Genomic DNA, 12,406 nt, shown 5'->3' on the forward strand with positions numbered 1-12,406 from the left:
TCCTTTTCAATCAGTAACATACGGCGCATTCCGCGATAGCTCAGTTGGTAGAGCAAATGACTGTTAATCATTGGGTCCCTGGTTCGAGTCCAGGTCGTGGAGCCAGACAAGGTTCCAGAGAAGGCTTTCAAAATCTCTGAAACCCCCGAAAAACCCGCCTTATGGCGGGTTTTTTCGTTTTGGCGTTCTGTCGGATTCCGGTAAGTACCAGCCATTTTAAGGGTAGAGTTTGGGATAAAGATCAGTTCGATAAAAGGGAGTACCCTTATGTCGCGCACCACTGCTCCACTCTCCGACGCCGCTTGCCGTTCGGCCAAGCCCACAGACCGCGCCTACAAGCTTTTCGACGGCGACGGCCTTTACCTTCTAGTCCAACCCAATGGCCGCAAAGGCTGGCGTCTCAGATACGTCAAACCTGATGGCCGGGAAGGACTGACCTCATTCGGCAACTACCCCATCGTTGGCCTCGCGAATGCGCGCCGCAAGCGCTTGGAGGTCAAGCGAATGCTGGCGGATGGCATTGACCCTATAGGAGCCAAGAACCAAGCCAAGACGGACGCTCTGATCAAAGGCCGCACCTTTGAAAGCGTTGCCCTCGGCTGGCACACGGAAATGTCAGCCAAGTGGGCACCGGACTATTCCAAGACAGTGATGAGTCGCCTCAAAACTCACCTCTTCCCGCTGATCGGCACCCGCGCCATTGTCGACCTTGATACCCACGACCTTATGCGGCCCCTGGACGCGATTAAGAAGCGCGGAACGATAGACATTGCTTTAAGGGTACAAAACTACCTGCAAAGCATCATGCGCGAGGCAAAGCGCCTCCGGCTTATCACCGTAAACCCTGCTTACGACCTCGCAGGCTCGATCAAAGCCTCGCGGGTCGTCCACCGCCCCGCCTTATCCTTATCGCGCTTACCTGAGTTGCAGGAACGGATCGACACCTATAAAGGCCGCGCACTTACCCGGCTGACGGTCTTGCTGTCGCTGCACGTGTTTGTCCGCTCCAGCGAGCTGCGCTTCGCCCGCTGGAGCGAGTTCGACCTCAAACGTGGCGTCTGGGAAATACCCGACACGCGACCAGCGTTGGAAGGCGTACCCTTTTCCACAAGAGGTACGAAGATGGCCGGGGACATCCATCTTGTACCCTTATCGCCGCAAGCGATCGCCCTGCTCGAGCAGATCCACGCAATCACAGGCAAATTTGACTTGGTGTTCGCAGGCGATACCAAGTCTTGGAAACCAATGTCCGAAAACACGGTGAACAGCGCGCTTCGGAAGATGGGGTACGACACCAAATCCGAGATCTGTGGGCATGGGTTTCGTTCGATGGCCTGCAGCGCACTGATCGAGTCAGGTTTGTGGACGGACACAGCCATCGAGCGGCAGATGAGCCACAAGGAACGCAACAACGTCCGCGCCGCTTACATCCACAAGGCCGAGTTCATCGAGGAGCGCAGGCTGATCATGAACTGGTGGAGTCGCTACCTTGAGACTAATCAGCAGAAGCATGTCAGCCCACGCGAATTCGCCAATCAGACGGGGGCGAATGTCACTCGACTAAAAGCAAAACGTGGCGCAACTGAGTAAGCGCTCGGTTCTCATACCTCAGTGATCCGCTTGTCCACGCGGGTCCATCCAAACAGGGCTGCAAAGCCGCCCTGCTTGGATGGACCTCACTTGAAAAATCTAAAAATCGGCGCACAACCGTCTTATGGAAACCAATGATTTCCATAGACAGCTGATGTCATTCTCAGCCGCAGAATTCTCGGAAAAACGAGCCTTGACCCTGTTTATCCGTGGGCGTAGAAAAGACCGTGCAAGCGCTGTCGTTGACAGCAACCCAGGTAGCCAGAACCTTTAAGGCTACGCCACACCGTGGTGGTTCTCCCAAAGTGCGATTAGCGTCCGGCGGCTCGCACGCTCACAGCGATGTGATGGATGCCTACTTTTACCAGTGTGCCCACTGCGGCAACTTCCCCCTTTCATAGCTGCCTTGCAGCAACCTATCCGCTTGGCCATTTCCTTGCGCCAACCTGCGCCCGTCTCTTTCTCCCGGAAAGAGACGGGCGCTCCTACCGCTGCTGCAGCCCAACTCGTACAAGGCTTTGCGGCATTCCCCCTCGTGACAATCGGCGTGACAAACACCGAAGTCACCAGCAACAGCGATGTAGATGATGGTGCCGCAGCCCACGGAATGGACTGCACCTGACTGACAGTCAGGTATGCCCCGGTCATTGCCTCGCTGCCTTCACCCGACTCAGGATCTCGCGGCATTGGTCTCGTCAGCCAGTGCAGCCTCCACCCGCCCACTTCCTCGGAAGTGTTCAGGAGGCCAGATCATGAGATGCCCAAGCTCCCGGTCGTAAAGAGCCGCCAGTCCCGCGTTAGTGGACAACCCTCACAGGTCGCAGGGGCCTTGATCCCTGATAACACTCAACATCCTTGGCGGGATGACGTGGGGAAAGCTTCAAAGGTTTGGCTTCGAGAGGAGTTCGATCATGGCACCAGTGGGCAGGCGAGATGGACGCAATTTTGGCTATGGCCGGCAACTGAGTTATGCCGGGCCGCAGGCATTGCGCGATCTATTTGGCGGCGGGCATTACGGCACGGTGCAGGCGCACAGTGACCGCTGGCAGGCGTTTGTTCGGTGGTGTCGCTCGGAGGATGGACCAGGGTTTAACGATGCGCGACAAATTGATCGGCAGACCTTGTTGGACTACGCCGGACATCTGCGTCAGCAAGTTGAATAAGTGCGATATCGGCATCGCCACCGAGCAAAACCGGTTGTCCAGTGTGAATCGAACCATGACGGCGCTTCGCGGCGATCAGTATGTGAGCGTCTCGACGATGCCTGACAGCAAGCGGTGCTGACAATCAACAGTCCAGTAATCGTCATCCCCATGAAGCGATTCCCCTATTGTTCGGGACCAAATTATCAATACCTTCGATTGCGTTGATAGTGAAAATCAGCACGAACACATTGTACGCCTACCAACTGGATGGTAGCTTATTAGCAAGTTTTTAGATAACTGTAATTAACACCATCCCTGTGAGAATCCCATGCAAGATTGGAAGCAAACCCGCAAAGACATCAATACTCGCTTGGTAGAACTAAACGGCCTGTCTCCGGAAACAATGAAAGGCATGGCGGCGCTCGGCGCTGCCGGCGGCAAGACCAATCACCTGGACGCGAAGACCCGAGAACTGATCTCGCTCGCCGTGGCCGTGACCACCCGCTGCGACGGTTGCATCGCCTTCCACGCCGCCGAAGCCAAGAAACTTGGCGTCACCAGTGAAGAAGTCGCCGAAGCACTGGGCGTGGCAATCAACATGAACGCCGGTGCCGCGTTGGTGTACAGCACACATGTGCTGGACGCATTCGATAAGTCGTAAATCAAACGCTGACTTTCAACCTGTTAACGACTTCGAGACTAATCATGAATAAGCTGCTCACCCCTTACGATCTGTCCGGTACTGCGCTAAAAAACCGGGTCGTTATGGCCCCCATGACCCGCACCCGGACCCTAGACAACATCCCTAACGAGTTCACCGCGCTGTATTACGCGCAGCGTGCTTCTGCTGGTCTGCTGATCACCGAAGGCCTGCCGATTTCCGACGAAGCCCGTGGCTACCTGTACACCCCAGGTATTTATGCCGACGAACACTTGCCAGGCTGGCGTCAGGTCACCGACGCGGTGCATGCCAAGGGCGGGAAGATCTTCGCGCAGTTATGGCACGTTGGCCGTATGTCCCATATTTCGGTGCATGGCATGGTTCCGGTTTCTTCGGGTACTCAGCCGGCGGTCGATACCACGGTGTATGCCTGGATCGAGCCTGGCGAATCCGGCGCTGTGCAACCCAGCGTGCCCCGTGCGCTGGAAACGGAAGAAGTGAAACGTGTCATCGCTGACTTTGTGAAGTCTGCGCGTATGGCGATGGAGGCCGGTTTTGACGGTATCGAAATCATGGCTGCCAACGGGTTCCTGTTCGATCAGTTCCTCAGCAGCGCCTTGAACACCCGTACCGACCAGTACGGTGGCTCGATCGCCAATCGCCAGCGCTTTCTGCTGGAAACCATTGACGCGATTTCTGCCGAAATCGGCGGCTCGAAGATTGGCGTACGGTTCTCGCCGTTTGGCCGCCTGTATGACTTTGGTGTGTACGAAGGTGAAGCAGAAACCTGGATGAGCATGGCGGCAGCGCTTAATGAACGCGAACTGGCCTACGTCCACCTGAACTACCAACCGACCATCGTCGCCGCTGAAACGCCGCCGGGGTTCGGCGCCGCGTTCCGTGAAGCCTACAAGGGTACCTTGATGGCCGCCGGTGGGTTTAATCAAGCCCTCGCTGAGTCGGAACTGGTTAAAGGTGAACTCGACTTGATCGCCTTCGGTACGGCCTACATCGCCAACCCCGATTTGGTGGAGCGCATGCAGAACGGCTGGCCACTGGCAGAGGGTGATCGCGCGACTTACTACGGTGTCAGCGATCGCATTGCCAAGGGTTACACCGACTACCCGGAATACGTTGCAGCCAAAGCCTGATTATTCGCTGTTTCATCACTGTCCACTTCAGACGTTAAGGAGCACACCATGCCTCTCGTTACCATCAAAGGCATTGAAGGCGTTTTTACCGACAAGCAGAAAGCCGAAGTCATCCAGAAAGTGACGGACGCCATGGTGTCTGTGGAAGGTGAAAACATGCGCGCCCTCACCTGGGTCATCTTCGAAGAGGTCAAAAGCGGAGATTGGGGAATCGCTGGCGAACCCGTGACTGCGCAGGACATATTGAAACTGCAAGTAGGTAAATAAAGGGTTCCATCCCCAAAAAGCGACTCTCTGGTCGGTGGGCATCTTCATGCCCAACGACCAGAGAGTTTTTTCGTTCTGAATGAACTCGCGATTTGTCGTGGAATGCTCCCAATGATTCTGATCATTACGCTCACCCTTACCCCGACAAATCCAAGGTTAACGAGGTGATGCTCAGGCAAGCCTCCAATAACCCGGATGTGGTCATACGCTCCCTTTATGACCTGTACCCGGACTTCCACATCGATGTCCAAGCCGAGCAGCAATCCCTAGAACAGGCAAAGCTTCTGGTCCTGCAACATCCGCTGTACTGGTACAGCTGCCCGCCGCTGCTGAAATTGTGGATCGATAAAGCCTTCACCCAAGGGTGGGCCTATGGCAAAGGCGCCACCGCACTCAAAGGTAAGAGCTTGTTGTGGGCCGTGACCACCGGCGGCGAGCACGACCAGTTCGACATGGGTGACCACCCCGGGTTTTCGGTGCTTGCCCAACCCCTGCATGCGACCGCGGCCTACTGCCAGATGCGCAGGCTGACGCCTGTGGCTGTTCACGGTGCTTTCAACGCTGCCCCTCGACCCTGCTTTCGCATTGTCCTTGGGCCGCAGGGCATTGGAGCAACTGGGCATTGGTCGCTACAAAGCCCGCGAACGAGCGGATCGATTCCGTCGCCTGAACCTGGAGATGCTGGAAGAAATGGCCGCGCAGCCTGTGGATGATACCGAGTTCAAGTATGACGCCTACAAACGGGCCAACGCGCTGTTAACGGAAATCTTCAACGAAGACCGCGCTCATCCCATCGATAACTGGTCCGGGGCAAATCCACACCCGAGGGATGAAAAAGAACGCCAGGCTGATCAGCCTGACCGCTGATGGAGGAGGTTCGGTTAAATCGCCTCTTCCAACTCCGCAAGAATGGCTTTTTTCATTGTTCCAACTGAACGGGATCCGGGCATGACCCGCAGCAGCCGCCCCTCATGGAACACCCCCAAGGATGGCACCGCCCGGATACCGTACATTTGCGCGATCGTCGGAGACACCACCACATCAATCTTTGCAAAAGCCGCCAAGGAGTGAAGCTTTTCTTCCAAAGCATGAAAGACCGGCTTCATCTCCTGACAAGGCTTGCACCAGGACGCTGAAAACAGAACGACGCTGCTGCCTTTGGCCACAAAGCGGGCGAACTGCTGAGCACTCAACTCAACGATACGGCTCATTTGGATCTCGCTCTCAATATGGATGAAGGACGGCACAACCCAGTGCCGCACCGCTTCTGCTGATCAAATTTTGCAGCCATCTATGCCGCAGACTTGACTGCTGAATGCGTCATCTTCGACTTTCGACTTCTCCTGCATCTTGTTCAGCGCTTCAAGAAAAGCAGCCTCAGGCTGAGCACCGGACAATGAGAAGGCATTATCGAATACAAACAAAGGCACGCCCGAACCTAGTTGCGCGGCGATATGTTCGTCTTCCTCCATCTCTTCGCGCAATTCAACGGATGACCACGCCCGTTGGATTAACGCGTCCGAAACACCTACGGCCTTGGCTATGGCCTCCAGGCTGCCGCGATCAAACAGCGACTGACCATGGGAGGTGCTTTGCTCATACAGCGCCTCGACCAAGCGTTTTTTAACGACTTCGTCCGCAACCGCCTTGACCAGTACATGGGCATCTGCGGTATCGCCAAACAGCATGCTGTCAAAGCGGTAATCAAGCCCATCGGCCCGACCATATTTACTGACGGTGTTCATCATCGCGACAGCGGAATCCGGATTGCCGAGCTTGCGTTTAAGGGCAGCGATCATAGGCTCTGGCGCTTGATCCGCCGCCAGACGATAGGCCTTGACGTTGACTTGTACATTGTCTTTTTCAGCAAATTTATCGAGCGCCTGCTCGAATCGACGCTTGGCTACCCAGCACCAAGGGCAAACAAAATCAGACCAGATATCCACTGCATATTTTTTCGAAGAAGTTTGCATGACTCGTCCTGTACTCAAAGAAATCAAGACCGCGTTACCAGCGTTTCAAGCAAATGATCGAAGCCTGCCAACGGGTCGGTTGATCGGCCCAATGTCCAATCGATAAGGCTCGCGCCCTCCAGGCTGCTCAGCAGCATGAACGCGTAGGTCTCAACGGGTTTGTCCAGCGACCAGTTGCGCTGCCGGACCCCTGCATTGAGGGTGGCCTGAAGCCAATCGAGCTGGGTTTCAAAGAACGCCCGAGTGAGCCCTTGCAGCGACAGCGGCAGTGCCGCCATTTCTGCCGCCAGGGCACCACACAAGGGCAGCAGCCCCTCGTTGGCGCTAATGATGAAAAGCCGGGCAAAACCACGAAGCCGCAGCAACGGATCGACATGCATTTCTTCGATCGAACTGAGGGTCGCATCGAAGCGTTTGATGTAGTCCTTGATCAGCTCCGCGCCCAGGTTTTCCTTGGTCGGGAAGTGATGGTGAATACTGGCTTTTCTAATGCCGATCTGCGCCGCAAGATCGGCATAACTGAACGCGGAATAGCCCTTGGAGCGCATTTGGGTTTCCGCAGCTCTCAACAGCGCTGCTTTTGTCGTGATCGACATTGAAGACTCCTGCAGCCAGCATTCAGCCTACTTTCACTTGTACTGAGTGAAGGCGTGAAAGCTCCCGCGATGGGAGCTTTCATCAGGCCGCGCTCGCCACTGTGGTCAGGCCCTAACAGCCATAATTCCAGCATCCACGTCCCAGATTGCGCCGGTCACCCAGGACGTCTTGTCCGACAGCAGGAACAGGATGGTGTTGGCGACGTCTTCGGGAACGCCGACTCGTCCCAGGGGGTGGAAATCGTTCAGCGATTTCATCGCTTCCGGGATCGCCTCTTTGTCCATGAACCCTTCATAGATCGAGGTGTGAACGATCCCTGGTGAGACGGCGTTGACCCGGATACCCGAGTGAGCCAATTCAATTGCCAGGTTGCGTGTCAGCGCATGCAGACCTGCCTTTGCCATGGAGTAGGCAGAGGCCGGTGAACCTGCCAATGCGGCCTGCGCACCGATGGAGCCAACATTGACAATTGCCCCTTCGCGCTTGGCAGCCAGCATGTTCTTGATCACTGCCTGGGTGATGAAGAAGGTCGCACGGTTCAGAGACAGGTACATGTCGTACTCGGCCTCATCGTGCTCGGTGAACGGCTTGGGAATAAAGATCCCGGCGGAGTTCACCATCAGGCTGATATCGCTATGGTTGGCATTGATTTCCTTGCGAACAAAATTCATGCCTTCTTCAGTCATCAGGTTGGCGACGATCACCGACACAGGGCCCAGCGGGCTCAGCTCGTTACGCACCGCATCGGCCTTGTCTTGCTTGCTGCCGGTGAGCACCACGCTGCCGCCTGCCTTGAGCACCATGCGGGCCGTTTCCAGGCCCATGCCACTGGTGCCACCGACAACTAGCAGTTTTTTACCTTTGAAAAAATCGTTCATTGCAGACTCCGGTTATCCAGAACTAATTAGGGTCGGCACCAAGGCGGCTGGCTGCCTGCTGGTGCACGCAAGGTTTGAATCTCTTTGAAACGAGCGAATCAGCCCTCACGCACTTCGAGGGTTGGCACCATGCGGATGGCTTTCGAGAAGTTGGCGTAGTTGACCGAGGTTTTGAGCACCACTTTGTGCAGCTCTTCAACGCGCTCACGGGAGGCGTCGGTGTGCAGTCGAATCACCACACTCACTTCGTCGTAACCTGGGTTGACGCTCTCGTCGAGGCCCAGGAAGCCTCGCAGGTCGAGGGTGCCGTCCGTTTCGATTTCCAGGCTGTGAATCTTGATACCCATCATTGCGGCGTTGGCGGCATAACCGACCGACATGCAGGCGTTGAGAGCGGCCATCAGCAGCTCTTGAGGGTTAGGCGCAGTGTTTTGGCCCAGCAATTCATTAGGCTCATCGGCGACGATTTCGAAATCCCGCAGATAGGTTTCACCGGCCAGACTGTAGCGATTGACTTTGGCCACAGAGCGAGTCTGGCCTTTCCACTGAGTCTTGACGTTGAAGCTCGCGTGGCGCTTGGTCGCATCCTCAGCAACGCCTTGGGCAAACTGCTGGAGTGCGGCGACATCGATACCATTCAGGTTGTTGCTCATGTGTTCGTTCCTCTTCGGATGGACCGGGCGTTTGGCCCGGAAGAGATACAAGCCTACCAACTAGTAGGTTGTCGATCAATAGGTTATTCTTCTTATAATCAATCGCCAAAAAAACCAGCTTCGACAGAGTTTTCCTGAATAGGGATAACTCCGATAACAATGCAGTAATTTCTACTTAATTGTGTACTTCTGGTCACACACCGAAAGTGTAGACATGGGTAGGTATCCGCAACCCAAATGCGAGACTAGACGTACGCTCGTCAGATTGAGTGCGCGCAAAAAGAATTCAGAGAGTGTGAGCTAAGCGGCTGAAACCACTTACGAGGCGGGAAAACGGACCGAGCCAGCAGGGGCAGAACCGGTCGTTTTATGACGCAGAAAAAAGCTGATCGAACCTCAGTGATGCGTTTCGGTAACCCGAAGCCCATCTAAAATGAAATCAAATCCAGAAGACTGTTCGTAATTGTCGCTCAGCGCCCAAGATACAAAGCTGCCACCTTCCAACGTATTCAAGATGAACCTGGCAACCTTCACGCCGTCCAGCTCAGCTTTGAGTTCCCCTGCCGCCTGGCCCAGTGCGATATTGGCCTGAAGCCAATTGAGATGGATTTCGAAAAAGTCCCGCGTCAATTCCTTTAGGCTTTTAGGCAAAGCCAGCAATTCCGCTGCCAGGGCGCCGCAGAGTGGAAGCATCGCGTTTTTACTGCTTTGCGCGAACATCAGGGCGAAGGCAGTGAGCCGATCGATAATGCCGGTATTTTCATCATTGATGCATTCCAGCTGATTCTTGAACCGGAACAGATAACTCTCAACGATGGCGATCGCCAGACTTTCTTTGGTGGGAAAGTGGTGGTGAATACTCGCCTTCTTGATACCGATGTCTTCCGCCAGATCGGCATAGCTGAAGGCTGCGTAGCCCTTGGTACGCAACAGAATCTCAGCGCTGGTCAGGAGGTCGGAACGTGTACTCATGATGCCGTTTCCAAATTTATCAATGCGGCATCATAAATTAGTACTTCTTCATAAGACAGCGCTCAGGTTGCGCACCTATGAACCACCCACTGGAATCGGCCACAAGCAGTCAGCCGTTTCACAGCGCTGCATTCTCCTCAGTGAAATAGGCCCAACGTTAGATTATTAATTTTCTACTGTTGCCGCTGCCCCGCTCATGAGGTACTGAAAGAACTCGCATAAAATACTGGCTTGATTAGGATAATCGTAGGGATAGAGACTTTAGAAATCAGCATGAATTTATTGTAAAACAGGTACTTAAGTTTTCATTCGAGTCCAGAGTCGTGGAGCCAGATAGAGAAAAGCCTGCAGCGATGCAGGCTTTTTTTTGCCTTGGATTTGGCTCGCGGTGACGTACTCAAGAGTACCGGCAGTGCTCGCGGGCCAGTGCGTTCGCCTGGCCCGCGAGCATCAACCCCTTACTTGGTCTGCACGATGATCTGGCTTTTCAGATCATTAACCATGCCTTCGATAGCCGGCTTCATCGCCGCGAAATCCTCTGGGGTGCACAGTGCGTCGGCTTTGGCGAACACATAGTGACGCGTGATCAGCACCGCGTTGGCTTTTTTCGTATAGGTCGAGTGGTAGTCAAAGCCCGCCTGTTTCAGCGACACCGCCTTGGGCACCGCGAGGATCTTCACTTTGCCGGGAAATTCCAGGCGCGCCTGCTCCGAGATTTCACCCGAGATACAGGTGAAGGTCTGGGTGCGCTCATTTTCGGCGAGGAAGGTAAACACGTTCTGCGCGATGCCGCCGGCCAGGCTGGTGAAGGTCGGTACGCCGGTTGGGCCGGGCAGGTTGACCAGGTTGTCGGTGTGCCCCTTGATCGTGGATTTGAAGTGGTTGGCGGTGCCGTCCAGTGAGTCGGTTTCGATCACGCCGCTGCCCGACTGGCCGTACAGACTGAGGACTTTCTGTACCAATTGATCACGGTCGGCGGGCTGCAGGGTTTTGAACACAAAGCGGTTGAATTCCGCGCCCCAGCCTTCCACGGTGGAGTCGTGGGTAAAGTCGGCGGCGCCGCGTGCATCAACCTTGAACTGCAGCGTGGTGTCGACCTTGCCCTGTTGGTTGGACGGAGTGTGGCCCAATTCGCCGGTCTGGGTCAGCACGACGGTTTTGCCCAGCTCCTGGATCTGCAGGTAGCCGGCCGCGATCGGGGTGGCCGTGGAGTCCAGATACAGGTCGAGGCTGGGTACATAGGTGATCGCGTGGTTGAGCACGCCCAGGGTCGGCACCTTCGGCAGCACGTAGGCGTTGCCGAGGTTGATCAGGGCCGGCGAGCTTTCGATGGCCGCCGCCTTAAGCAGTGCTTCCAGCAGGGCGACATGGTCCTTGCAGTCGCCGTAGCGGTTATCCAGCACGGCCTGGGCCGAGTGCGGCACCACGGTGCCGGCGCCAACGTACACGGCGACGTAGCGGATGTTCTTGCGTACCCAATCACTCAATACCAGCGCTTTGCTGCGCGGGGTGTCGAGGTGGGCGGTGAGTTCCTTGGCCAGTTGGGTGATGGCCGGGGTCACTTCTACCTGCGCCCTGGCTGCGTACGCCTGGGCAAATTGCTGGTAACTGGCGAAGGTCGACACGGCCAGGTACTGACCGTAATCCGTGTAGGCGACGGAGCCTTGTTCCACGCGATTTTTCTCGGCAGGTTCCAGGTCCCAACGGTAGACGGTGCGCCCTTTGGCCGTGACCGGAGCGCTGGCTTTAAAGCCCCGCAAGTCTGCGTGCAGCGCCATGTCGGCAGGCATGTCGTAGCTGAAGCGAATCTGCTGGTACTGGTAGAAGTCCGGCGCGGAAAGGTCCTCGAACTGCCCGGGGAACAGCGCCGTGGTGCGTTTGCGCTGATAGCGCAGGACCATGCGGTCACCCACTTGCAGCTCCGGGAATATCACCACCTTGACCCGCGAGTCCTGGAACATCGGCGCGTCGGCCGAGGCGGTTTCCTGCTGCTCCTTGATCTGGTCGGCGGCGACCGCGACCTTGCGGCCGTCGGGTTTCAATGTGTAAGCGTCGACGATATCCAGGGTTTCCAGGGTGCGGTTGTAGCTGACCGAGCGCTGGGCATTGGACTTGATTGCGCGTTCTTCGTTGATCCGCAATACCCGCTCGACATCCAGCACAAAGGTGCCGTCGGCATTCACAACAAACGATTGGATGTGTTTTTCGTGGGTCAGGGAAAGGTCGGTGTAATCGGCATGCGCCTGTGCAGTGAATAGCCCGCAGAGGATGACAGCCAGCACGCCGAACAGGCGTGCGGGGGAGCGCGTAAAGCCTTGCATAAAGATCCTTCTGAACGATGACGTGCGCCGTCAGGGGAGGGCGCGCGTTCCTTGGGTAAAACGCTTAATGCGAAGCATTACTATAAATGGGTGGCAATGAGCCTGCTCTGCTTTTTCATGCAATCGTGTTTATGAAGAATTATTTAGGTGACGCTTGCCGCGCATGCCTGCACCACATTGTCCCGAGGGCGAGCGACT

General features: G+C 55.9%; 13 protein-coding genes, 1 tRNA gene and 1 pseudogene. 8 read left to right on the forward strand and 7 right to left on the reverse strand.

Features of this window, described 5'->3' with window-relative positions; all coding sequences use genetic code 11:
* Positions 1-29: 29 nt before the first annotated feature.
* The 8 genes and pseudogenes from LRS56_04570 (at position 30) to LRS56_04605 (ending at position 5,681) form a co-directional block, all read left to right on the forward strand.
* Positions 30-105: transfer RNA gene (locus LRS56_04570), tRNA-Asn, on the forward strand.
* A 162-nt stretch (positions 106-267) separates the two neighbouring features.
* Positions 268-1,590, forward strand: a complete 1,323-nt coding sequence (locus LRS56_04575) for an integrase arm-type DNA-binding domain-containing protein (protein WDU63812.1) — start codon at positions 268-270, stop codon at positions 1,588-1,590.
* 911 nt (positions 1,591-2,501) lie between these two features.
* A pseudogene (locus LRS56_04580) lies at positions 2,502-2,850 on the forward strand (integrase).
* Between the two features lie 213 nt (positions 2,851-3,063).
* The gene (locus tag LRS56_04585; protein ID WDU63813.1) at positions 3,064-3,396 is read left to right on the forward strand and encodes a carboxymuconolactone decarboxylase family protein; all 333 of its coding nucleotides are present in this window, start codon (positions 3,064-3,066) and stop codon (positions 3,394-3,396) included.
* Positions 3,397-3,440: 44 nt separating this feature from the next.
* The gene (locus LRS56_04590) at positions 3,441-4,547 is read left to right on the forward strand and encodes an alkene reductase (GenBank protein WDU63814.1); all 1,107 of its coding nucleotides are present in this window, start codon (positions 3,441-3,443) and stop codon (positions 4,545-4,547) included.
* 48 nt (positions 4,548-4,595) lie between these two features.
* Positions 4,596-4,814: a 4-oxalocrotonate tautomerase family protein gene (locus LRS56_04595; protein WDU63815.1), complete on the forward strand. Its 219-nt coding sequence runs from the start codon at positions 4,596-4,598 to the stop codon at positions 4,812-4,814.
* Positions 4,815-4,906: 92 nt separating this feature from the next.
* Positions 4,907-5,527, forward strand: a complete 621-nt coding sequence (gene kefF / locus LRS56_04600) for a glutathione-regulated potassium-efflux system oxidoreductase KefF (GenBank protein WDU63816.1) — start codon at positions 4,907-4,909, stop codon at positions 5,525-5,527.
* The gene (locus LRS56_04605) at positions 5,493-5,681 is read left to right on the forward strand and encodes a hypothetical protein (protein WDU63817.1); all 189 of its coding nucleotides are present in this window, start codon (positions 5,493-5,495) and stop codon (positions 5,679-5,681) included. Before kefF ends, LRS56_04605 begins: the two co-directional genes overlap by 35 nt.
* 14 nt (positions 5,682-5,695) lie before the next feature.
* Here the strand turns inward: LRS56_04605 and LRS56_04610 are convergent, their stop codons facing one another.
* The 7 genes from LRS56_04610 to LRS56_04640 all read right to left on the reverse strand — a co-directional run bounded on the left by LRS56_04610 (position 5,696) and on the right by LRS56_04640 (position 12,208).
* Complete coding sequence (locus tag LRS56_04610) at positions 5,696-6,025, reverse strand: thioredoxin family protein (GenBank protein ID WDU63818.1); 330 nt, start codon at positions 6,023-6,025, stop codon at positions 5,696-5,698.
* Positions 6,026-6,088: 63 nt separating this feature from the next.
* Positions 6,089-6,787: a DsbA family oxidoreductase gene (locus LRS56_04615; GenBank protein ID WDU63819.1), complete on the reverse strand. Its 699-nt coding sequence runs from the start codon at positions 6,785-6,787 to the stop codon at positions 6,089-6,091.
* A gap of 23 nt (positions 6,788-6,810) precedes the next feature.
* On the reverse strand, positions 6,811-7,383 hold the full coding sequence (locus LRS56_04620; GenBank protein ID WDU63820.1) for a TetR/AcrR family transcriptional regulator: 573 nt from the start codon (positions 7,381-7,383) through the stop codon (positions 6,811-6,813).
* 105 nt (positions 7,384-7,488) lie between these two features.
* Positions 7,489-8,262, reverse strand: coding sequence for an SDR family NAD(P)-dependent oxidoreductase (locus LRS56_04625; protein ID WDU63821.1), 774 nt, complete (start codon positions 8,260-8,262; stop codon positions 7,489-7,491).
* A 98-nt stretch (positions 8,263-8,360) separates the two neighbouring features.
* On the reverse strand, positions 8,361-8,915 hold the full coding sequence (locus tag LRS56_04630; GenBank protein WDU63822.1) for an OsmC family protein: 555 nt from the start codon (positions 8,913-8,915) through the stop codon (positions 8,361-8,363).
* Positions 8,916-9,311: 396 nt separating this feature from the next.
* Positions 9,312-9,887: a TetR/AcrR family transcriptional regulator gene (locus LRS56_04635; GenBank protein WDU63823.1), complete on the reverse strand. Its 576-nt coding sequence runs from the start codon at positions 9,885-9,887 to the stop codon at positions 9,312-9,314.
* A gap of 458 nt (positions 9,888-10,345) precedes the next feature.
* Positions 10,346-12,208: a DUF3857 and transglutaminase domain-containing protein gene (locus LRS56_04640; protein ID WDU63824.1), complete on the reverse strand. Its 1,863-nt coding sequence runs from the start codon at positions 12,206-12,208 to the stop codon at positions 10,346-10,348.
* Between the last annotated feature and the right edge of the window lie 198 nt (positions 12,209-12,406).

Source organism: Pseudomonas poae (assembly GCA_028869255.1).
GTDB lineage: Bacteria > Pseudomonadota > Gammaproteobacteria > Pseudomonadales > Pseudomonadaceae > Aquipseudomonas > Aquipseudomonas poae_C.

Bases quoted from the DNA above. Each gene is read 5' to 3' on its own strand.
- LRS56_04575 (WDU63812.1), top strand. From the start codon at position 268: ATGTCGCGCACCACTGCTCCACTCTCCGACGCCGCTTGCCGTTCGGCC.
- LRS56_04585 (WDU63813.1), top strand. From the start codon at position 3,064: ATGCAAGATTGGAAGCAAACCCGCAAAGACATCAATACTCGCTTGGTA.
- LRS56_04590 (WDU63814.1), top strand. From the start codon at position 3,441: ATGAATAAGCTGCTCACCCCTTACGATCTGTCCGGTACTGCGCTAAAA.
- LRS56_04595 (WDU63815.1), top strand. From the start codon at position 4,596: ATGCCTCTCGTTACCATCAAAGGCATTGAAGGCGTTTTTACCGACAAG.
- LRS56_04605 (WDU63817.1), top strand. From the start codon at position 5,493: ATGCTGGAAGAAATGGCCGCGCAGCCTGTGGATGATACCGAGTTCAAG.
- LRS56_04610 (WDU63818.1), bottom strand. From the start codon at position 6,025: ATGAGCCGTATCGTTGAGTTGAGTGCTCAGCAGTTCGCCCGCTTTGTG.
- LRS56_04615 (WDU63819.1), bottom strand. From the start codon at position 6,787: ATGCAAACTTCTTCGAAAAAATATGCAGTGGATATCTGGTCTGATTTT.
- LRS56_04620 (WDU63820.1), bottom strand. From the start codon at position 7,383: ATGTCGATCACGACAAAAGCAGCGCTGTTGAGAGCTGCGGAAACCCAA.
- LRS56_04625 (WDU63821.1), bottom strand. From the start codon at position 8,262: ATGAACGATTTTTTCAAAGGTAAAAAACTGCTAGTTGTCGGTGGCACC.
- LRS56_04630 (WDU63822.1), bottom strand. From the start codon at position 8,915: ATGAGCAACAACCTGAATGGTATCGATGTCGCCGCACTCCAGCAGTTT.
- LRS56_04635 (WDU63823.1), bottom strand. From the start codon at position 9,887: ATGAGTACACGTTCCGACCTCCTGACCAGCGCTGAGATTCTGTTGCGT.
- LRS56_04640 (WDU63824.1), bottom strand. From the start codon at position 12,208: ATGCAAGGCTTTACGCGCTCCCCCGCACGCCTGTTCGGCGTGCTGGCT.